Here is a 20,026-nt window from a genome sequence, read left to right as displayed (position 1 = left end):
ACACCCCTCGGCGACACCCCGGAGTCAGGTTGCGCCACCGGTTCCGCCGGACGCGACGGCTCACCGGCGCGACTCGGGCGCGCGACCCGGCACGCCGGCTGGGTGGTGCACGCTTCAGCGGGGCGCTGACGGCACCGCCCCGCGCACATCCAGCACGAAGGACGCCGGAACAGCACCACGACGCACCCGTCTGAGCGCAATTCGCCCGGCAACGTTCTCCGGCCACGCCGCTGGCCCGTTCCGCCGTCCTCGGAAGGAGGCACCGCCGAGCCCGTGCGCTCGGCGGCGCCTTCGCATGTCGGGAGATCGCGACGACCGAGTGGAACGCACGACGATTCTTCCGACATCGCGGGACGTCGGGTCCCGGTCACACCGCCAGACCGGCGCCAAGTGCTTTTCTGCCGAACGCCCGAGGTATGGAGGTTCTGATGGCACGAACTGACCGGGTTTCCGTCTTCCTGGTGCAACAAGGTGTTTGGGATCTCCCGCTGGAGTCCATGCCACTGGCATCCGGGTTCCTGAAGGCCACCGCGCTGGACGACGCCCGCCTGCACGGGCGGTGTGACATCAGGATCGTGAATTTCAACGGCGGGGCCACCCTGATGAAGATGGCGCAGGAGGTCTTCGCGAACGATCCTCCGGACGTCATCGCGTTCTCGGTGCTGGGATGGAACTACCGGGACTTCGGCGCGCTCGCGGAAACCTTCAAGCAACTCAACCCCGACGGCTGGGTCATCTTCGGCGGCACACACGTGGCGAACCAGGGAGCGCGAACATTCCGCATGCACCCCGACGTCGACGTCGTGGTGAACGGCGAAGGGGAAATGGTGTTCAAAGATCTGCTGAACGCCTACCTCGACGGAGCGTCCCCCAGGAACCTGCCGCTGATCACCGGGATTTCCTACCAGGACTCGGGCGGCGAGGTCATCACCACACCACCCAGGAACCGCATCGACGACCTCGACGTGATCCCGTCGCCGTTCCTCACCGGCGCCATCGACCTCACCGACGACGACGGGCGGTTCAAGTACGACGTCGCACTGATGGAGACGAACCGCGGTTGCCCGTACAAGTGTTCGTTCTGCTACTGGGGAGGAGCCACCGGCCAGCGCATCCGCGCGTTCTCCCGGGAACGACTCCGGGCAGAGCTCGAGCTCTTCGCCAAGCACAAGGTGCACACCATCGTGTTGTGCGACGCGAACTTCGGCATCCTGCCGATCGACGCGGAGTTCATCGACGACATGATCGAGGTCCGGGACCAGTACGGCTATCCGCGCGCACTGGAGACCTCGTGGGCGAAGAACAAGTCCAAGTTGTTCTTCGACATCGTCCGCCGCATGAAGGAAGCCGGTATGCGCAGCTCTTTCACGCTGGCGCTGCAAACCCTCAACGAGGACGCGCTGAAGACGATGAACCGGCACAACATGAAGGTCAACGAATGGGAAGACCTCGCCCAGTGGCTCGACCAGGAAGGACTCGACTGCTACGCCGAACTGATCTGGGGAGCGCCCGGCGAGACGGTCGAGTCCTTCATGGAGGGGTACGACCGGCTGTCCCGCCACGTGTCGAGGATCGCCGTCTACCCGCTGCACCTGTTGCCCAACACCAGCTACGCCGAGAAGAAGGACGAGTACGGCATCGTCACGGTCCGCGGTGACCGGGACGACTTCGAGTACGTCCTCTCGCACGACACCATGACGTTGGAGGACAACCGGCTCGTCAAGCGGTTTCTCTTCTGGGCACGGGTGATGGCGGAGAACGCCGTGCTGCGTCACACGTGGGTGGGCCTGCGGGAACTCGCCGACATCAAGCAGTCGGAGGTGATGCGCGACCTGGACACGTGGATCGGCGCAACGGACGACCCTGCGGCGGACCCGCTGCGCGCCGCGGTCCTGAGGGCCTCGACCGACGACCGCGCCTACGGTGACGCCGTCGAGTACCTGCTGGGCGACCCGAGCGCGAAACGACTGCTGGAAAGGTGGTGGACGGAGTCCGTGCGCCCCTCACTGGCCACCGAGCACGCCGAGGTGCTCGACGCGATCTTCCGCTACGACATCCTGACCCAACCCGCTTACCACAGCGCAGAAGCCGCGGAACCCGCCGAGCGGCTGCCGGTGGTCAAGCTGCACGGCACGGAGTACTTCGTGCGCAAGGACGTCGAGTTCGAGTACGACGTGCCCTCCATCATCGAGAAGGTCCGCCTCGGCTCCCGCGACCTGCCGGAGCCGGGGCGCTGGAAGTCCGACCTCTACTACCGGGTGGGGGCGGAGGACTTTATCGGATCGACCAACCACGAGGAGATCGTCTACTTCATGGGCATGACACCAGCCGAGGTCCGCGCCGGCTCCGCTGCTCGCTGAGGCGCGCCTGGCGCTGCGCAGTCACTGGGCCATCTGGAAACGGATGCATCTCAAGGCAAGGGCGGCCGCGAGGACGTCCTCGAGCGTCGCGAGTACGCCCGCACAGAGGGATGTGCGAATGAGGCCCTCCGGATCCAGGAGGCACGCGGACATCCACTCGGCCAGGCCATCGCGTCTGTGAACCTGGCGGACATGCTGGATCGTGGTGGCGCTGGGGCCTGCTGCACCGTTGGGCGACATCCGAGTTGGCATGCCGTGAGGGCGAGCCGGAAGGATGTCGACGTACCCGAGCCCTGCTCCCAGGAGTTCCGCGACAATGTCGTGCGGGTCGCGCGCAAACATGAGGCCGGCGCGACGGTCGAACAACTCGCCCAACGCGGGATGCTTTGACGTCGCGGTCACGGGTCAGGAACCTGGCCCGCACCAGGTGATCAGCGTCCTCGAGGTTCACGAGCAGGGTGCAGACGGCCTGAATGCCCAGGCATGGACGGGGTGTGCGGTGGTACCGAGTGCGCGTACACGTTTGTCGGCGTGGTGGATGGTGGCGAGGATGTGCTGACGCTGCCCGGTCAGCGCGACAATCTCGACGAAGCCCATTGCCAGGATCGCCTCATCCTGCGAGCGCGGGAAGTCGACCCGTATAACGGCTGGCTGGCGCGGGCCGGATTGACACCCGTAGCCTGGAGAATCTTCCACCGTCGAGGCTGTGATCGCGACCCCAAGAGCGCGCGAGCTCGACGTGGATGCGCCGACAACCCCACGAGGGCGCAGAGCGAACTGGCGGCTCGAAGCGACCGTGCGCGGACGTCCAGGCCTTCGGTTCACACTCGCACGGGCATGACGCCGCTTGACCAGGTCGCGATGCCATCGCAGCACCGCATCCAGGCTGATCAGCAGCCGGAACCGGCGCAACCCCGCCCAAGCCAAGAGCACGAGCACGACAGGGCGTAGCGCGAAGATCTCAACGCTCTTCTCGCGCTCGGTCCTGCGCAAGAGCCATGACGCGGCGGAAGTCCGGGAGACGGCGAGGTAGCCGAAGCGAACGGTCGAGCGATGATTATACCGTCTTCAAGCAGTTCCTTTTTCGGTAAAGTCGCGCGGGATGACCTCGGCCTCCTCCGGCGGCCGGACACGTCCCGCGAATTCGGCCACCACGGCAAAGCCGCCCTCGGCTTCACACTTTTCAAACACGATCAACTCACTGAACTCATTGAGATCAGCTCAATGCTGGGCCAATCGGGTCAAAGGCGACGAAAACCGATCGCTGCGAGCGACAATTCAGCTTGAATCCGGCGCCGTTGGTCCACTCAGGTGAACATGTCTACACGATCCGGAATTTCTTGACCCTCAATGGATGGCCTCCTAGTGTTCGAAGCATGCGAGTGTCGGGGGGCGCGCAAAGCGTGAGCACGGTAATTCACACTTTTGATCTCTGTGGACGGGCTGGTTGTCCGTCCCAGGTCATTCCGAGCTGATCTCGGCACGCGACCGGGCGGACGGGTCTCCGCCGCGGTGACGACCGCGCGGCGCGCGGTCCGCTCGAGCGACGTCGTGGAGCGCTCGTCGAACGTAGTCGTGCGCGTCCGTGCGGGGCACGCTCGCCCGAGTCCCGGAGCCGGAGCCGGAGTTCCGGGCACGCCCGCTCGTCAGTGGACCTCGCGCTCGCCGGTGCACCCATGCAGTCACATGTAGACGCGTGCAGAACACGCACGCGAACTGGAGGAGCAATGACCGCGGTACACCCGGACGCACCGTGCTGGTCGCGGCGGCCTGCGGAGGTCAGTTCGCTGGAGCGCTACTTCCCGCGCCGGGGCGAGGCCGACGTCGAGCTGCCGCTGCCGGAGCGGCACGACCCGGTGGTGGTGGCCTCGTTGATCGGCGCGGACGCGATGGCGCGCGGCCGCAGCGTGATGTGCGTGACCAGCGACGACCAGGTGGACCACGTCCTGGAGCGGCTCGCCGTGCTGCCCGGTCCGGAGGCGGTGGACCTGCACCGGGGCGACAACCCGCTGCGGGACCTGGTGGCCCACCACACCGGGCAGGCGTTGGGGGTGTCCGGTTTCTCCAGCTACTTCGGTCCCAACCCGGGGATCGACCCGGCGGACGTGGTCGTGCTGGACGCGGACCGCCTGAACGACACCGTGATCGGCGCGCTGTTCGCGGTCCGGGTGGAGCGCCGCACCCACCCCGCCGTCCACCGGCGGCTGCGCGAGCTCATCGGCGACGTGCATGCCCCGCAGGTGCTCGAACCCGCGCGGTGGAAATCGCTTGCCGCGCGCGTCTGCGCGATGCTCACCCCGGTGTTCTGCGGCGAGGACACGCGGTTCGCCTGGTTGCGGTTGCAGCCGTTCCTCCCCGAGTGCCGCGTCGTGGTCGGCGTGGACGACGTCGTGATCAGCCCGCCGGGCAAGCTGCTGCACGCGCTGCCCGGCTACCGGCACGCCAGGCAGCGTGTGCACCTGCGCGTGGTTCCCGCCCCGGCGGCCGACGCGGGCACCGAACCGGACGTGTCCGGTCTGTCCCCCAGCATCAGGTACGCGGTCGACTACCTGCGCACCTGCTTCACCGACCCGGACCTCACGCTGAACCGGGTGGCCAGCGTGGCCTACATGAGCCGTTACCACTTCTCCCGCAGCTTCCACGAGCAGACCGGGCACCGCTTCATCGACTTCGTCACCTCCCTGCGGATGGACGAGGCGCGGCTGTTGCTGCGCGAGTCGTCGATCTCCATCACCGAGGTCGCCCGCGCCGTCGGCTACCGCGAGCTGAGCCACTTCCAGCGCATGTTCAAGAAGCGCTTCGACATGTCCGCCTCCGCCTACCGCGCCGCCGCCGGGCGGTAGGCGGGCGGCTCCCGATCGGGAGCCGCCCGCGGGCCACCTCAGTCGCAGCACTGCTCCCGAGCCCACTCCGGGCGGTGCCAGTAGTGCTCCGGCCGCACCGCGGCCGAGGCGAACGGCGCGGCCGTGGACACCGCGCCACCCGACGCGGCCGTTCTCGCCGTGCCGGCGAAGGGTGCCAGCAGGCCGGGCACCGTGTGCCGCACCCCGCCCACGAACACCTCGCGCACGGCGGCCGCCGCGCGGATGTCGGTCAGCGGGTCGCCCTCGACGGCGATCAGGTCGGCGAGGTGCCCCGGCGCCACCGCACCGAGCGTGCCGGCGTAGCCGAGGGCCTTCGCGGCGTTGCCGGTGGCGGTGATCAGCGCCTCTCGCGGGGTGAACCCGTACTTGACCAGGGCCCGCAGGTTCTGGTGCGCGCTGATGCCGATGTCGTCCAGCGGCGCGTCCGTGCCCGACACCACCAGACCGCCCGCCCTGTGCACGCGCAGCAGCGCGTCGGCCATGCCCGCGGTGATCCGCTGGTACAGCGGGGCGTACGGGCCCGCCGCGCCGTCGGCCTTGGCGACGAGCCGGGCGTACTCCCAGTCGGGGTACAGCGTCCTGGTCCGCTCGTCCAGCACCAGCGAACGGTCCTCGGCGAGCAGCTCGGAGGCGAAGATCATCGTGGAGGAGACCCACATCCCGCTCGCGACGAGCACCGCGACGGCTTCCTCCGACAGCCGGTACCCGTTGTGGCTGAGCGTGCGGGAGTAGCCGAGGCGGTGCCCGCCACCGGGGTGCTCCATGCCGTCCAGGCCGCTGTGCGCCGCCGGGTAGAGGTAGTGCGAGGCGACCGGGATGCCCTCGGCGTGCGCCCGCTGCACGGCCTGGCGCTCGAACGGCACGGGCAGCCTCATGTAGAGCTTGACCAGGTCGTAGTCCAGGGCGGCGGCGCGGTCGAGTTCGCGGTCCAGCGCCTTCGCGGACATCACGGTGCGCACGAAGTTGTACGAGGCGCGCGTGCCGTCGAGGGCCTCGCCCGAGCCGATGTAGCGGGGACCGATCCGGGTGCCCGCCTCCATCGCCTCCCGGTTCTCCACCATCTGGTAGGCGGGGTCGCCGGGAGACCGGCTGGTGGTGACGCCGTAGGACAGCCACAGCCTGCCCTGCCGGTCACCCCACTGCCGCCCGCGCATGTGCCAGTGGTTGTGCGTGTCGATCAGGCCGGGCAGCACCGTCAGCCCGGACAGGTCGACGACCTGGGCGCCGCTCGTGCCCTGGCTGCCTGTGGGGACGATCGCCGCCACCCGGTCGCAGTCGAGCACGATGTCGACGTCGCGCCGCAGCGCGCTCGCGGTGCCGTCCCACACCGCCCCGGCGCGCAGCACCACCCTGCCCTGCGCCTTGGCGGGCTGGTACCGCAGGTCGGCCCGCAGGGTGCGGGTGGTGCCGCCGCGGGTGAGCCGCAGGGCGCCGTTGTTCAGGTGCAGCAGCGTGCGGCCGTCCGGGGTCACCGCGACGGAGTCGGTCACCTCGTCGGTCAACCGCACCGGCGCTCCGGTGATGGTGCCCGCCGCGTCGGCGGGCACTCGCCAGGCGAGGCTCTCGGCCACGAGGACGAACCCGTCCCGTGTCCACACCGGACCGTCGTCGCCGCGGGTGGAGATCGAGCGCTCCGGGGCGATGGCCTGGTAGCGCAGCACTCCGGTGGACAGCTCGACGGTGAGGATCTGGTTGTGGCCGGTCGCGGTGCGCCGGGAGTAGGGCACCAGGGCCGCTACCGCGAGCTTGCCGCCGTCGGGCGACCAGGCGGGCCTGCCCGGCTGGTAGAGGGCGGGCAGCACCTGGCGCGTGGTCCGGGCCGCGAGGTCGAGCACCCAGGTCGCGCCGGACTCGTCCTGGTAGGCGACCCTGGTGCCGTCCGGGGAGATCCGGGGCAGGAACTGGCCGTTCGGCGCGTCGGTGAGCCGCTCGGACCGTCCGGAGCCCAGCTCGAGCCGCCACAGGTTGATCGTTCCGGCGCGATCGCTCGCGTAGACGAGCGAGCGGCCGTCCGGGGCGAAGTCCGGGTCGGTGGCGACGTAGCCGTCGTCGACGACCTTGCGGGCGGTGCCACCGACCGGCAGCAGCCACAGGGCGTTGAGCGCCCGGAAGGCGACCTGCGTGCCGTCGGCGGACAGCACCGGGCCGACGATCCCCTTGGCCTGCCTGGCCTCGGCGGAACGCAGGTCGCGCGGGGCGCGCCGGTACGGGGCGGCGGCCAACGCCAGCTCGGCGGTGAACGGGACGTCGACGGCGGCGCCGTCCAGCGCGCGCCTGCGCACCTTCCCGCTCGCGCTGTAGAGGAACTCGCGGGCCGACACCCACGCCACCGGCAGCGGGGCGAGGTCTTCGCCGGTGACCACGGCCCGATCTCCGACGACCAGGTCGGTGGCGGCGCCGTCGATGCGGACGTAGGTGAGGCCGGCACCGTCCGGGGTGAAGCCGGGCGCGGCGAGGACCACCTCACCCGCGACCGGCCGGGTGCGCGCACCGGAGGCCAGGTCCAGCACCTCGATGGCGGTGTCGCCGACGAGGTAGGCGAGCTTGGTGCCGTCCGGCGACCACGCGGGGCTGGTGTGCACCTCGTCGGTCTCCGTGACGGCGGTCAGCGCGCCGGAGGCGGTGTTCAGCACGTAGATCCGGCTGACGTGGTCGCGGTCGGAGGAGAAGGCGACCTGGGTGCCGTCCGGGCTGAAACGGGGCTCGGTGTCGTACCCGGGCCCGGAGGTCAGCCGGGTCAGCGCGCCGTCGTCGACGTTGACCGTCCAGGCGTCGAAGGCACCGTCGCGGAAGGACTGGAACAGGATCCGGCGGCCGTCGGGGGCGAACTGCGGGCGCGAGGCGTCGTGCTCCAGCGGTGTGACCAGTCTGGCCGCGCCGCCCGCCACGGGCAGCACCCAGATGCCGCCCGAGACGTCGATCGCGAGCGTGCGCCCGTCCGGGGAGACCGCGACGCCGAGGTTGGCGCTGTCCGAGACGGTCACCGCACGGCTCCCCGGGGCGCCGTCCGGCCGCGCCGACGCCGGGATCGGCCCGGTCGCCAGCCACAGCGCGCTCGCGGCCGCTCCGCCCAGCCTCAGCGCTCCGCGTCGAGAGATCTCCATGTGCGTCCTACGCCTTCCGCGCCGTGGTGTACCTGGGCAAGTCGTTGTGGTCGGTGTGGTCGGTGATGTTCTCGAACACCCCGAGGTCGCCCAGCAGGGACATCACCGCCGGGGCCTGCTCGTCGTCGTGTTCGACGGCCACGCCACCACCGGGGCGCAGCAACCGCGCCGCCGCCGAGGTGACCGCGCGGATGACGACGAGGCCGTCGTGCCCGGAGAACAGCGCCGGGTGCGGCTGGTGGCGCTGCCACTCCGGCGGGAGGACCCGGTTCTCGACCACGAACGGCGGGTTGGCCAGCAGCAGGTCCACCCCGCCGTCGAGCTCGGCGAACAGGTCGGGAGCGGTGACATCACCCTCGTGCAGCACGATCGGGGTGTCCCCGGCCTCGGCTCTGACCGCCGCGTTGCGCCTGGCCCAGACCAGCGCCTCCGGGGACAGCTCGACCGCGTGCACCCTGGCGTCGGGCCGAGCGTGCGCCACGGCGAGCGCGATGGCCCCCGAACCCGAGCAGAGGTCGACCACCACGGGGTTCGCCACCTGCCGGATGGCTGCCAGCCCCCACGCCAGCAGCGGCTCGGTGTGCCTGCGCGGGACGAAGACGCCGGGTCCCACCGCGAGCTCGATGCCGCCGAGCCGCGCGCGGCCGGTGAGGTACTCCAGCGGCACCCGCCGCGCACGCCCCGCCACCAGGTCCCGCACCCGTTCGGCGGTGGTGGCGTCGAGCCGCGTGTCGCCCGGCAGTGCCCCGGCCGGACGACCGAGCGCGTGCGCGGCGAGGGCCTCGGCGTCCGCGCGCGGCGCCCAGGCACCCGCGTCGGCCAGCGTCTTCTCGGCGTCGTCGAGCAGCTCTGCCAGTGTCGGCGCCTCGGTCATGCGTATCGGGTCCCTTCCAGGATCTTCGCCGCGGTCTCCAGGTCGGCGCGCTCGTGCAGGGCCGAGAGCGCGAAGCGGACGAGGCCGGTGCCCTTGGCGACGGTGGGGAAGAACGCGGGCAGGATCAGCACGCCCGCGTCCTTGAGCGCGGCCGTGGTGGCGAACGCCTCCGCCTCCGTGGCGAAGTGCGCCCCGCGCACCGGCGACCGCAGCCCGGCGTTGACCAGCCGGCCCCCGGTCAGCTCGTCGAAGTCGGCCGCGTTGCGCCACAGCCGCTCCTGCAGCCGCGCGACTTCGCCGTCGACGTGCAGCCGCGCGGCGGCCACGTTCGCGGCGAGCAGCGGGAGCATGATCGAGTGGCCGAACACCAGCGGGTTGGCGAACTTGCGCAGCACACGCACGTCGGCCTCGCCCGGTACGAGGGCGAACCCGCCGGAACCACCGAACGCCTTGGACAGCGAGCCCGCGATCACGACGTTGTCCGGCAGGCGGTCGCCGAAGGTGTCGAAGGCGTACCCGGCGCCCAGCGGGCCCGCGATGGAGATGCCGTGCGCGTCGTCGACGTAGAGGTGCCCGCCGTGCGGCCGCAGCGCCTCCAGCACGCCGGCCACGTCGATCAGCCCGCCCATGGAGCCGACGCCGTCGACCAGCGCGATCGGGGTGCGGCCGGTGGCCGCGACCTCCCGCAGCGCGGTCTCCATCGAGCCTGGCTCCTCCAGGTCGAACCGGCGGGCCGGCCCGATCTGGCCGAGCAGGCCGCGCAGGATCTGCATGGACGAGTGCGCGGTCTTCTCCACCAGGAACGCCGCGCCCGCGGGCGCGATCGGGTAGCTCGGCAGCGCGCCGCTGCCCAGCAGCGGCAGCACCCCGAGGTGCACGGTGCCCACCGAGGTGAACGCGACCGCCCGGTTGCCCCGGTAGACCGTGCCGAGCAGGTCCTCCAGCTCCGGCAGGTAGTGCGGCCGCATCCGGTTGCGGGAGGAGGAGAAGTGCACGCCGAACCGGCGCAGCGCGTCCTCGGCGGCCTCGATCAGCGCCGGGTGCTCCTCCAGGCCGAGGTAGGAGCAGGAGACGAACTCCAACGCCTCCCCGCCCTCGGCGAGCCACACCCGCTTGCCGCGGCGGGCGGTGATGGTGTGCCCGGTCAGGCCTTGCTCGAAGGCGCGGTCCAGGGAGTCCGAGGTCCGGCTGATCCTCGACTCGACCCAGTTCGCGGTCTGGGTCGCCGTTTGCTGGGTCATGCTTCCTCGCTTGGCGGTAGATCCCCGGTGGGGGGTGGATCCGAAGAGCTGGGCGCAGTGCTCGGCGTGCGGGGACAACTCCGGGCCGAAGTAGTCGCGAAGCCGGGCGAGCGCGGCCCCGAAACCCGCCTCGTCGCCCCGGTCGACGAGATCGGCCACGTGGCGCAGGCCGTCGGCCAGCGCCGATCGGGTGGCCGGCCCGCGCGGGTTGGCGGCTTGGACGTCCCAGTAGACCTCCGGTGTGCCCGCCGCGATCCTGGCCAGCAGTGCCAGCAGGGTGCGGTGCGGCGGCGTGGCCAGCGGCGCCACCTCGCCGACCCCGTCGGTGAGCCCGGCGAGCGCGAGGCCGAACCCCAGCACGGCGGCGTGGGTGAGCACCTGGGTGGCGGCCGCGAGCCGGTCGTGGTCGGCGGCGGACAGCCGCACCACGTGGGCGCCCCACTCCCCCACCAGCGCCAGCAGCTCGGTGACCTTCGGCCCGTCGTGGACCACGACGGCGGCGACCGACTCGCCCGCGAACCCCAGTGACGGGGCGAACATCGGGTTCAGGCTCACCGCCTCCACCTCGCGCAGCCCGGTCAGCACCGGTGCGACCGCGCTCTTGACCGACAGCGTGTCGGCGACCAGCGCGCCGGGCCGCACGTGCTCGGCCAGCACCGGCAGCGCGGCGAGCGCGACCCGTTCCGGCACCGCGAGCAGCACCAGGTCGGCCGTGCTGATCTCGGCGCGCAAGGCGGCGTCCGGGGCGGTGGCATCACCGCAGCCGGTCGCCGGGTCGGCGACCACCACCTCGGCCCCCGCTTCCCGCAACGCCCGCGCGAACAGTCCGCCCACCGCACCCGCGCCGCCGAGCACGAGGCAGCGGCGCAGCGACCGGACGCCGCTCACAGCGCGCCGCCGACGGCGGGCCGCAGTGCCGTCTCCGCCACGGCGGTCAGCACAGCACGGGACTTCACGACGGTCTCCTCGAACTCCGCGACGGGGTCCGACATGGCCACCACCGCGCCGCCGACCCCGAAGCTCAGCCGCTCGCCGTCCACGACCAGGGTGCGGATCACGATGCTCAGGTCGGCGGCGCCGGAGAGGGAGAACCAGCCGATCGCACCCGAGTACACCCCGCGCGGCCCTTGTTCGAGCCGGTCGATGATCTCCATCGTGCGCACCTTCGGCGCGCCGGTCATGGAACCGCCGGGGAACGCGGCGCGCACGCAGCTCACCGCCGTCTCCCCCGCCCGCAGCGTGCCCCGGATCGTGGAGACGAGCTGGTGCACGGGGGCATAGGTCTCCACGTCGAAGAGCACGGGCACGTGCACCGAGCCGATCTCGCACACCCGGTTCAGGTCGTTGCGCACCAGGTCGACGATCATCAGGTTCTCCGCGCGGTCCTTCTCGTGCGCGGACAGGTCGAGCCGCAGCAGCTCGTCGTCCTGCGGTGTCGCGCCGCGCGGGCGGGTGCCCTTGATCGGCTTGGACTCCGCGACGCCCGCCGCGTCGATGGACAGGAACCGCTCCGGCGACGCGCTGAGCACCGCCAGGTCACCGAAGTCGAGGAAGGCGCCGTAGGGCACCGGGCTGATCCGCCGCAGCGCCTCGTAGGTGCGTCTCGGGTCGATCCGCTCGTCGACCTCGACCGCGTTGGTCAGGCAGATCTCGTACGACTCGCCGTGCCGGATCTCCTCCAGGCAGGTCGCCACCCGGTCGAGGTAGGCGGCCCGGTCGTGCCTGGGCCGCACGGTGTCCAGCCGCGCCATGTCGGTGCCCGCCTCGGCGTCGAGCGCCTGCGCCACCGAGTCCCCGCCGGCGGCCGCCGGCAGCGCGCGCAGGCGTGTCGCTGTCTCGTCGAGCCAGGTCAGGGCGGCGGCCTCGGTCTCGGCGGTGGCGAGCGCGAGCAGGTACGAGCGGTGATCGGCGTGGTCGATCGCGAGCATCCGGTCGGCGAACAGCAGGGCCGCGTCCGGGGTCGGCGACCGGTGCGCGGCGGAGCCGGAGGTCTCCGCCTTCAGCTCGTAGCCGAGGTAGCCGACGTACCCGAGGCCGAACTCGAACGGCAGACCGGGCGGGGCCGGCACGGCCCGGCGCTCGACCTGCTCGTCCAGGTAGCCGAAGAAGTCCTGGCGGACGTGCTGCTCGCTGCCGTCGGCCCGGCGCACCCGCACGGTCCGCTCGGCGACCCGGTAGGTCAGCGTCTCCGCGTGCGGGCCGCGGTCGTCGCCGAGGAAGGAGAACCGGGACTGGCCGGGCCGCACATCACTGGTGTCCAGCCAGAAGCTGTGCTCCGCACCCGCGAAGAGCTCGCGGTGCGCCACGGCGGCATCGGGCTCGCGGTCGATCTCCCGCACGTGCACGCTCCACGCGGCCCGCTCCGGCGCCACCGCCGGGGCAGGGCCGGCCGAGCCCCACGACAGCGCCAGGTCGCGGAAGTTGGCGAGCAGCTGCCTGCCGTACTCGCTGCTGATCGACTCGGGGTGGAACTGCACCCCCCACAACGGCTCGCTGCGGTGCCGCAGTCCCATCAGGATGCCGTCCTCGGTCCACGCCAACGCCTCCAGCTCGTCGGAGAGCCGGGTGACGGTCAGCGAGTGGTAGCGCACCACGGAGATCGGCGACGGCAGACCGGCGAACACGTCGGTGCCGGTGTGGTAGACCAGCGAGGTGCGGCCGTGCATCGGCTCGGGAGCCAGGTCGACGGTGCCGCCGAGCAGGTGCGCGATGCCCTGGTGGCCGAGGCAGACGCCGAGCACCGGCAGGCCGGACTCCTTGATGGCCTGCGCGCTGATGCCGACGTCGCGACCGCGGTCGGGCCGCCCCGGCCCCGGCGAGACCACCACCGCGTCGAAGTCGTCGGCCACCCTGGCGGGCATCGCCTCGTCGTTGCGCACCACCACCGGCGCCCGGCCGGTCACCTCGCCCAGCAACTGGTGCAGGTTGTAGGTGAACGAGTCGTAGTTGTCGATCAGCAGCGTCCGCATCGCGGCCCGTCCTCCAGATCCTCCGCCGTGCTCAGGGTGTCGTTCGCGCGCCGATGACCTCGTCCTCGACCCGGCAGGTCTCGCCGATGACCAGGTCGTAGAGCGACCGCAGGAACGCCTGGTCGATGCCGTGGCTCGCGCCGTAGCGCGCGGCGCGCTCCTGCACGACGCCGATGCGGTGCGGCTGCATCATCGGCACGTCGAACTCGCGCTTGTGCTCGGCGATGCGCACGCACAACCGGATGCGGTCGCGCAGCACGTCGAGCAGGCGCAGATCGATGCCGTCGAGCTCGGCCCGCAGTGCCTCCAGCCGGGCGTCTGGATCGGACATGTCTCGCTCCTCCTGGGTCATCCGGCACTCGGGTGGGTGTAGAGCACGGGGACCTTGCCCCGGTCGGTGCGCGCGAACAGCTCGGTGGGCACCCGCTCGACGCTGAAGCCGAGGCACTGCGCGCTGGTGAGCACCGCGCGCAGCTGCTGGGCGTCGCTGAGGCAGTCCACCACCGCCTGGGTGGTGATCCACTCGGGTGTGCGGCTCGACAGCAGCAGGCGCAGCCGGTGCCCGTGCGGCTCGGGCAGCACCTGGAGCTGGCAGTCGGCGGGCTCGGTGATGCCGAGCCTGCCGAGCTGGCCGAGCAGCAGGTCGGACGAGACCACCTCGGTGTCGATGTTGAGAGAGGTCGCGGTGCGGCCGTGCAACGTCAGCAGCCGTGCGGCGCTGCCGCACGCGCACGGGCTGGTGCGGAACGCGCCGACATCGCCTACGCGGTAACGGAACAGCGCCATCCCGGTGTCGCTGAGCGCGGTGATGACCACCTCGCCGGTGGCGCCGTCGGGCAGCGGCTCCCCCGTCTTCTCGTCGACGACCTCCACCACCACCGCGTCCTCGTGCACGTGGTGCGTCGCGCCGGACAGCTGCTCGCACTGGTAGCCGATCGGCCCGGTCTCGGAGGTGGAGTAGGCGAGCGAGCGGACGGTGAGCCGGGGCGCGACCTCCGCGATCGCCGCGCGGCGCGCCTCGCCGAGCAGTTCGCCGATGTAGAAGAAGTACCGCAGGGAGGCGATCAGCTTCGGCGAGGACCCGGTCAGCACCTCGACTCCGTAGCCGGGGTTGGCCGCCAGCGCGTCCACGGCGTGCTCGGCCACGACCGCCGCTGTCTCCGCCGGGCTGGTCTGGCTCGCGAGCGGGAAGGAGCGGGCGTTCGCGAGGCGGATCACGTCCTGGGTGAACAGGAACGCGCCACCGCTGAGTTCGGCTGGGTAGAAGCAGTTGGCGACCCGCCTGGCGGGCGCGGACCGCGTCGCGGCGAGCAGCCCCCGCGCGCCCAGCGTGCCGACCTGGTGGTTGAACTCCCAGGAGTGGTACATCATCTTGGGCTTGCTCGCGGTGCCGCTGGAGCGCAGGACCATGCCGGGGCCGTCGCCGCCGAGCCGGAACTCCGGCGAGTGCGGCGGGCTGCCGTCGGCGAGTTCGCGGCTGCTGAGCAGCGGGAGCCGCCGCAGGTCGGCGGTGGTCATGCCGGGCGCGAGGTCCGGCCAGCGGCGGCGCACCGCCGGAGTGGCGAGCGCGGCGTCGACCATCGCGGTGAAGTTGAGCTCCCGCAACCGATCCAGCTCGGTGCGGTCGACCACGTCCTGGTCGTCGGCGAGCCGGATCCGCGACGCCCGGTGGCTTCCCGGGGTACCGACCGCGTTCATGGGCGTGCTCCTCTTGGCGCTGCGGTGATCGGGTTTCCCAGATATACCCCGCACTCCCGGCGCCGGGACCGGTTCTGGCGGTGACCGGCAACAAACGCGGCGTGCCCCGGTGCGACGGAGGACAACCGCAACAAATCCCTCGCGGCGGCGGGTGTGGGTGAGCACGATCGGGGCGAGCACACGGACCCGAAAGGCGCACCCAATGTCTGCGATGGCCCTGTCCGCCAGAACCCTGCTGTCCCCGGACGGCCGCGCGGCCCTCGCGGCGGACCAGGACCTGGGTGGCGGGAACGTGCTGCGGTCGGCGCTGGCCGTCGCCGCGCACCCGGACCTGCCCTTCATCAGCTCCGGCAGGCCGATCGCCACGCCGCGGGGGCAGTGGCGGATCGAGTTCAGCCTGCTGGACCTCGACGAGCTCGCGCAGAGCTGGTCGGTGCACTACCTGGAACTCGGAGTGCGGCCGAGGGACCGGGTGCTGGTGTACCTGGAGGACTCCTTCGCCTACTCGGTGCACTTCCACGCCCTCGCGCAGATCGGCGCGATCGGGGTGCTGGTCAACAGCAAGGCCCCCAAGGCATCGGCGCTGCACCTGTGCCGGCGCACCACGCCGGTCGGGCTGTACACCACCCGCGACCGGCTGGCCGCGCTCGGACCCGAGTTGTCCGAAGTGGACGGTCTGCGGTGGACGCTCACGGCAGAGGACCTGCCCGCCCCGCCACCGGCGCGGTTGCCCGACTCCGCCCGGTTCCGGCACGCGCCGGAGGACCCGGTGTCGGTGCTGCACTCGTCCGGCACCACGGGCTTCCCGAAGCCGGTGATCCAGACGCACCACTCCAGCATCGCCGGGCCGAGGTTCAGGCTCACCGACTTCATCGACGGGCCGGAGGCGGTGATGATGGCCGCGCAGCCGCAGTCGCACCTGGGTTCGGTGATGTACGCCAACTACGCGATCCTGGCGGGCACCCCGCTGGTCCCGCTCTACGACCCGACCGGGGCCGAGCTGGCCGGCGCGATCGCCGAGCACCGGCCCACCACGGTGATGGCGTTCGCGCACGCCTTCGCCGAACTGGCCGAGGTCGAGGTCGCCGACGGCGCGCTCGACTCGGTGGACGGCTGGGTCACCATGGGCGACGCGATCCACGAGGCGCACCTGCGGGCGATCCTCGCCAAGCGCGACCCGGAGCTGCCCCCGGCGGTGTTCTACGACCGCTTCGGCGCGACCGAGCTGGGCTGGGGGATCATGGTGCAGCCCCGGTCCCTGACCTCCCAGCGCAACGACCGCTGCGTCGGCCGCCCCGACGCGGTAGCCGAGGTGGCGGTGCTGCGACCCGACGGCACCCGTGCCGAGCCCGGCGAGATCGGGCTGTTCGGGGCGAAGGGCCCCACCATCACCGCGGGCTACTGGAACGACTCCGACGCCACCTACCGCAGCAGGCTCGGCGGCTGGTGGCTCTCGGGAGACCTCGCCTACCAGGACGCCGACGGCGACTTCTACCAGGTAGACCGGGCGGTGGACGCGATCGAGACCGAGCACGGCACCGCGCATTCGGTGCGGCTGGAGGAGTTCCTGCTCAGCGAGGTTCCGATGATCTCCGACTGCACCGTCGTCGCCGGGCGCCACCGGGGCCGGACGGTGCCGGTGGCCGTGGTCGCCACCGCCGACGCGGGCGTGGCCCCGGACACCCTGCTGGACACCGCGAACCGGGCGCTGCGCTCGGCGGGACTGCTGGAGCTGGCCGTGCTGGAGCTGGCCACGGACGAGGGCGACATACCGCAGGGCGTGACCGGCAAGGTGCTCAAGCGGCAGCTGCGGGACAAGTACGCCGCCCTGGAGGACCTGCTGGCCGCGGGCTCGACCTCGAAGCTCGCCACGACCCTCGCGGAGGCGTGATCGTGTACTCACCACTGCGCCCAGCCGACCCGTCCTCGACCACACCGGTGGAGCGGGTCGTCAACTGGGTCTACAACCCGGACGACTTCAACCCCAGCCACCTCGACAAGATCATCGCGGACATCACCGACCGGTGGAACGCCCAGGCAGCCCGGCACGGGTTCGGCTTCCGGTTCATCCCGGCGAGCGAACTCACCCCGACCTGCGTGGACCGGCCCCGGCTGTGGCGCGGTGGGGTGGACCTGCTGGAGACCCGGCAGTGCTACATCGTCGACGACATCGGCAACGACCAGCAGGCGGTGTCCTACCTGCACGGGATCTCCCGGATCATCGACGCCAGCGACTCGCTGGTGCTCAACCACGCCATGGCCGCGCCGGAATGGCTCGAGCGCGACAAGCTCGCGATGATCGGGCGGGCGGCGCAGCTGGGCCTGGCCGTGCCGAAGACGGTCGCCCTGCCGTTCCGCAGGCACGCCCGCGAAGGGCTGGCGGTGGTGCGCCGCGAGATCGGCGACGGCCCCTACATCCTCAAGGCCCGCGAGTCCGGCACCGGGTTCGGTGTGCTCAAGGTCGACACCTTCGAACAGCTGCGGTCCGCGGTGGACATCGCGGCGCAGACCGGCAAGGGCTACCTGGTGCAGGAGTTCCTGCCCAACACCGGCGACCTGAGGGTCGCGGTGGTGGAGGGCGAGGTGGTCACCGGGATGCTGCGCGAGCAGGTCGCCGGCCGGTACCTGTCCAACATCGCCCAAGGCGGGGAGGCCACCCCCGACACCGACCTCTCCGGGGTGCTCGACGACTGCCTGCGCGTGGTCGGGGCGCTGGGCGCCGACTACCTGTGCGTGGACTTCCTCATGACCGAGCGCGGTCCGGTGTTCGGTGAGTGGTGCACGGTGATGGCCAACTTCTCACAGTTCCCCGAGCCCGCGCGAACGGACCTGGCGGACGCCTTCTTCCGCTGGGCGGGCCGGTTGCTCGACCAGCGCAGCCGGGACTGAGGCGGGGTGTCCCGCTCAGCCGCGCACGGCCCGCTCGGCCGCCATCCACTCGGTGGCGAGCATCGCGTACACGGCCAGGTCGACGCGCTCGCCCTTGAGCATCTCGCCCTGCACGAAGAACGCCTCCCGGCGCATGCCGAGGCGCTCCATCAGCCGCTGGGAGCTGTGGTTCTCGCCGTTGCACAGCCCGACCACGCGGTGGAAGCCGTGCTCTTCGAAGGCCAGGCGCAGCACCTCGCGCCCCGCCTCGGTGGCGTAGCCCCGGCCGGAGTGCTCGGGGTTCATCACGAACCCGATCTCGGCCCGGCCCAGCTCCGCGCTGATCCACTCCAGGTTGAAGTCACCGATCAGCCTGCCGGTCTCGCGCAGCACCACCGCGATCGCCAGGTTGTCGCCCTCGGCGCGCAGCTCGGTCTGGCCCACCCTGGTGGTGAGCGCGGCCTGGACCTCCTCGCGCGAGCGGGCGTGCCAGAACACGTACCGCGCGACGTCGGGGCGGCGCTGGATGTCGTGCAGGTCGTCGAGATCGGACTCGGTGAACGAACGGAGCAGAAGTCGTTCCGTCACAACGGGTCGCATGGCTGGAGCAGCTCCGAATCGTTGGCTCGCCTAGACATTCACGGCGCGCGGTGGTGCCGGGCGCTGCCGTGGCGGTGCGATGCTAGCAGTCCCCGGCGGAGCGGTGCGGCCGCGCGGGTGGGGTGTGGCCGATGAGCAGGACCCCGCTGGTCGCGCTGATCGGCGCGGGCGCGATCGCCACCGTCGGCTCGACGATGACGCTGATCGCCGTGCCGTGGTTCGTGCTGCAGACCACCGGCAGCGGCCTCACCACGGGTGTGGTCGCCGCCGCGGAGACGCTCGGGTTGGTGCTGTCGGTCGTCCTGGCCGGACCGCTGATCGACCGCTACGGCGCCCAGCGCGCGAGCATCGCCGCCGACCTGTTCACTTGCGTCGCGGTGGCGGCGATTCCCCTGGTGCACCACACGATCGGCGTGCCGTTGTGGCTGCTGGTGGTGCTGGCGTTCGGGGTCGGTGCCGGACGCGCGCCGTCCCGCAGCGCGAAGCAGGTGCTCATGCCCGCCGTGCTGGCCGCCACCGGCACCAAGGTGTCCCGGGGCACCGGCGCGGAGGAGGCGGCGCAACGGGTCGGCGACCTGCTCGGCGCGGTGCTCGGTGGCCTGCTCATCGCGGCGACCAGTCCCACCACCGTGTTGTTGGCCGACGGCGGAGCGCTGCTGGTCGCGGCCGTGCTGGTGGCGGTGTTCGTGCGCGTGACCCGGACGCGGGGCAGCGGCGGCACCAGCTACCTCCAAGAGCTGCGGGAAGCGTTGGCGTACCTGCGCCGCGACCGGCTGCTGGTGGTGCTCGGCGCGAGCAACGCGAGCGCCAACGCGCTGACCACCGGCCTGCTCTCGGTGCTGCTGCCGGCCTTCGGTGTGCTGGTGTGGCACGACAGCACGCTCGTCGGCGTGATCATCGGCGCGGCCAGCGGCGCAAGCGTGCTCGGGACCGCCTGCTACGCCCTCTGGGGCTCCGGCACGCACCGCTGGCGCACCTTCGCGTTCTGCGGCCTGGTCTCCGGGCCACCGGTGTACCTGGTGGTGGCGCTCGACCCGGCGCCGGTGGTGCTGATCGGACTGCTGGCACTCGGCATGCTCGCCAACGGCGCGATCAACCCGGTGATCTCGGCGGTCAAGTACGACCGCGTGCCGGAACCGTTGCGCGGCAGGGTCTTCAGCGCCCTGCACGCCGTCGGCAGCGCGGCGATGCCGATCGGTTCGGTGGTGGCGGGGGTGTTGCTCGACGGCATCGGCCCGCACGGCGCGGCCTACGCGTTCAGCGGGTTGTGCCTGCTGGCCGCGCTGTGCCCGTTCGTCTTCCCCGTGTGGCGGCAGATGGACGACGTGCCGGCCGCGCAGGGCGTCGAGGCGGCGGGCTGACAGCGCATGCCGTCCGCAAGAACCGCTGTGTCCGTGCGCAACAAAGCCGGTTCGGTGCGTCCACGCGATGCCTAGTGTGGAAAGGAA

15 protein-coding genes are annotated in these 20,026 nt (G+C 71.6%); 5 read left to right on the top strand and 10 right to left on the bottom strand.

Going from position 1 to position 20,026, the window contains the following annotated elements; translation table 11 throughout:
- The first annotated feature begins 497 nt into the window (after positions 1 to 497).
- On the top strand, positions 498 to 2,360 hold the full coding sequence (locus BLQ91_RS29515; protein WP_245733890.1) for a KedN5 family methylcobalamin-dependent radical SAM C-methyltransferase: 1,863 nt from the start codon (positions 498 to 500) through the stop codon (positions 2,358 to 2,360).
- A gap of 21 nt (positions 2,361 to 2,381) precedes the next feature.
- Here the strand turns inward: BLQ91_RS29515 and BLQ91_RS41665 are convergent, their stop codons facing one another.
- The 3 genes from BLQ91_RS41665 to BLQ91_RS43445 form a co-directional block, all read right to left on the bottom strand.
- Positions 2,382 to 2,735, bottom strand: coding sequence for a hypothetical protein (locus tag BLQ91_RS41665; RefSeq protein WP_176960012.1), 354 nt, complete (start codon positions 2,733 to 2,735; stop codon positions 2,382 to 2,384).
- A 72-nt stretch (positions 2,736 to 2,807) separates the two neighbouring features.
- On the bottom strand, positions 2,808 to 3,353 hold the full coding sequence (locus BLQ91_RS40545; protein WP_143022864.1) for a hypothetical protein: 546 nt from the start codon (positions 3,351 to 3,353) through the stop codon (positions 2,808 to 2,810).
- 75 nt (positions 3,354 to 3,428) lie between these two features.
- A complete protein-coding gene (locus BLQ91_RS43445) occupies positions 3,429 to 3,557 on the bottom strand; it encodes a hypothetical protein (protein ID WP_281199669.1) in 129 nt (42 codons plus the stop codon).
- A gap of 530 nt (positions 3,558 to 4,087) precedes the next feature.
- On the opposite strand from BLQ91_RS43445, the gene BLQ91_RS29505 reads away from it, so the two are divergent.
- Complete coding sequence (locus BLQ91_RS29505) at positions 4,088 to 5,203, top strand: helix-turn-helix transcriptional regulator (protein ID WP_090102037.1); 1,116 nt, start codon at positions 4,088 to 4,090, stop codon at positions 5,201 to 5,203.
- A gap of 38 nt (positions 5,204 to 5,241) precedes the next feature.
- On the opposite strand, the gene BLQ91_RS29500 is transcribed toward BLQ91_RS29505, so the two are convergent.
- Genes BLQ91_RS29500 through BLQ91_RS29470 form a run of 6 tightly spaced genes read right to left on the bottom strand, consistent with a single transcriptional unit; the run spans position 5,242 to position 15,110 of the window.
- Positions 5,242 to 8,328 carry an amidohydrolase family protein gene (locus BLQ91_RS29500; protein WP_090102035.1) on the bottom strand — a complete coding sequence of 1,029 codons (3,087 nt, stop codon included), beginning with the start codon at positions 8,326 to 8,328 and terminating at the stop codon, positions 5,242 to 5,244.
- A 7-nt stretch (positions 8,329 to 8,335) separates the two neighbouring features.
- Positions 8,336 to 9,202 carry a N5-glutamine methyltransferase family protein gene (locus BLQ91_RS29495; RefSeq protein WP_090102033.1) on the bottom strand — a complete coding sequence of 289 codons (867 nt, stop codon included), beginning with the start codon at positions 9,200 to 9,202 and terminating at the stop codon, positions 8,336 to 8,338.
- Positions 9,199 to 11,331 (bottom strand): aminotransferase class I/II-fold pyridoxal phosphate-dependent enzyme, encoded by a 2,133-nt coding sequence (locus tag BLQ91_RS42210; RefSeq protein ID WP_218130451.1) that lies wholly within the window; start codon positions 11,329 to 11,331, stop codon positions 9,199 to 9,201. Before BLQ91_RS42210 ends, BLQ91_RS29495 begins: the two co-directional genes overlap by 4 nt.
- The gene (gene pabB, locus BLQ91_RS29480) at positions 11,328 to 13,412 is read right to left on the bottom strand and encodes an aminodeoxychorismate synthase component I (RefSeq protein WP_090102030.1); all 2,085 of its coding nucleotides are present in this window, start codon (positions 13,410 to 13,412) and stop codon (positions 11,328 to 11,330) included. The genes BLQ91_RS42210 and pabB overlap by 4 nt, the downstream gene beginning before the upstream one ends.
- Positions 13,413 to 13,443: 31 nt before the next feature.
- Entirely contained in the window at positions 13,444 to 13,743 is a 300-nt protein-coding gene (locus BLQ91_RS29475) for a chorismate mutase family protein (RefSeq protein WP_090102028.1), read from the bottom strand.
- A gap of 17 nt (positions 13,744 to 13,760) precedes the next feature.
- Positions 13,761 to 15,110: a phenylacetate--CoA ligase family protein gene (locus BLQ91_RS29470; protein WP_090102026.1), complete on the bottom strand. Its 1,350-nt coding sequence runs from the start codon at positions 15,108 to 15,110 to the stop codon at positions 13,761 to 13,763.
- 202 nt (positions 15,111 to 15,312) lie between these two features.
- On the opposite strand from BLQ91_RS29470, the gene BLQ91_RS29465 reads away from it, so the two are divergent.
- Both BLQ91_RS29465 and BLQ91_RS29460 read left to right on the top strand, forming a co-directional pair.
- Positions 15,313 to 17,001, top strand: a complete 1,689-nt coding sequence (locus tag BLQ91_RS29465; protein WP_245733889.1) for a class I adenylate-forming enzyme family protein — start codon at positions 15,313 to 15,315, stop codon at positions 16,999 to 17,001.
- Between the two features lie 2 nt (positions 17,002 to 17,003).
- Positions 17,004 to 17,999 carry an ATP-grasp domain-containing protein gene (locus BLQ91_RS29460; protein ID WP_143022863.1) on the top strand — a complete coding sequence of 332 codons (996 nt, stop codon included), beginning with the start codon at positions 17,004 to 17,006 and terminating at the stop codon, positions 17,997 to 17,999.
- Between the two features lie 15 nt (positions 18,000 to 18,014).
- Here BLQ91_RS29460 and BLQ91_RS29455 read toward each other — a convergent pair whose 3' ends face one another.
- A complete protein-coding gene (locus BLQ91_RS29455; RefSeq protein WP_090102020.1) occupies positions 18,015 to 18,578 on the bottom strand; it encodes a GNAT family N-acetyltransferase in 564 nt (187 codons plus the stop codon).
- A 131-nt stretch (positions 18,579 to 18,709) separates the two neighbouring features.
- Between BLQ91_RS29455 and BLQ91_RS29450 the strand changes: the two genes are divergently transcribed.
- Positions 18,710 to 19,939: an MFS transporter gene (locus BLQ91_RS29450; protein ID WP_090102018.1), complete on the top strand. Its 1,230-nt coding sequence runs from the start codon at positions 18,710 to 18,712 to the stop codon at positions 19,937 to 19,939.
- Positions 19,940 to 20,026: the final 87 nt, after the last annotated feature.

Origin of the sequence: Lentzea jiangxiensis (assembly GCF_900104175.1) — a bacterium.
Lineage (GTDB): Bacteria > Actinomycetota > Actinomycetes > Mycobacteriales > Pseudonocardiaceae > Lentzea > Lentzea jiangxiensis.
Note: the sequence above shows the minus strand (reverse complement) of the source record. Positions and strands in the feature narration are given on the sequence as shown.

What these genes read in the sequence shown, in the direction of transcription:
- BLQ91_RS29455 (WP_090102020.1), bottom strand. Translation starts at nt 18,578, where the DNA reads ATGCGACCCGTTGTGACGGAACGACTTCTGCTCCGTTCGTTCACCGAG.
- BLQ91_RS29465 (WP_245733889.1), top strand. Translation starts at nt 15,313, where the DNA reads ATGTCTGCGATGGCCCTGTCCGCCAGAACCCTGCTGTCCCCGGACGGC.
- pabB (WP_090102030.1), bottom strand. Translation starts at nt 13,412, where the DNA reads ATGCGGACGCTGCTGATCGACAACTACGACTCGTTCACCTACAACCTG.
- BLQ91_RS29470 (WP_090102026.1), bottom strand. Translation starts at nt 15,110, where the DNA reads ATGAACGCGGTCGGTACCCCGGGAAGCCACCGGGCGTCGCGGATCCGG.
- BLQ91_RS29515 (WP_245733890.1), top strand. Translation starts at nt 498, where the DNA reads ATGCCACTGGCATCCGGGTTCCTGAAGGCCACCGCGCTGGACGACGCC.
- BLQ91_RS29495 (WP_090102033.1), bottom strand. Translation starts at nt 9,202, where the DNA reads ATGACCGAGGCGCCGACACTGGCAGAGCTGCTCGACGACGCCGAGAAG.
- BLQ91_RS29505 (WP_090102037.1), top strand. Translation starts at nt 4,088, where the DNA reads ATGACCGCGGTACACCCGGACGCACCGTGCTGGTCGCGGCGGCCTGCG.
- BLQ91_RS29475 (WP_090102028.1), bottom strand. Translation starts at nt 13,743, where the DNA reads ATGTCCGATCCAGACGCCCGGCTGGAGGCACTGCGGGCCGAGCTCGAC.
- BLQ91_RS29500 (WP_090102035.1), bottom strand. Translation starts at nt 8,328, where the DNA reads ATGGAGATCTCTCGACGCGGAGCGCTGAGGCTGGGCGGAGCGGCCGCG.
- BLQ91_RS29450 (WP_090102018.1), top strand. Translation starts at nt 18,710, where the DNA reads ATGAGCAGGACCCCGCTGGTCGCGCTGATCGGCGCGGGCGCGATCGCC.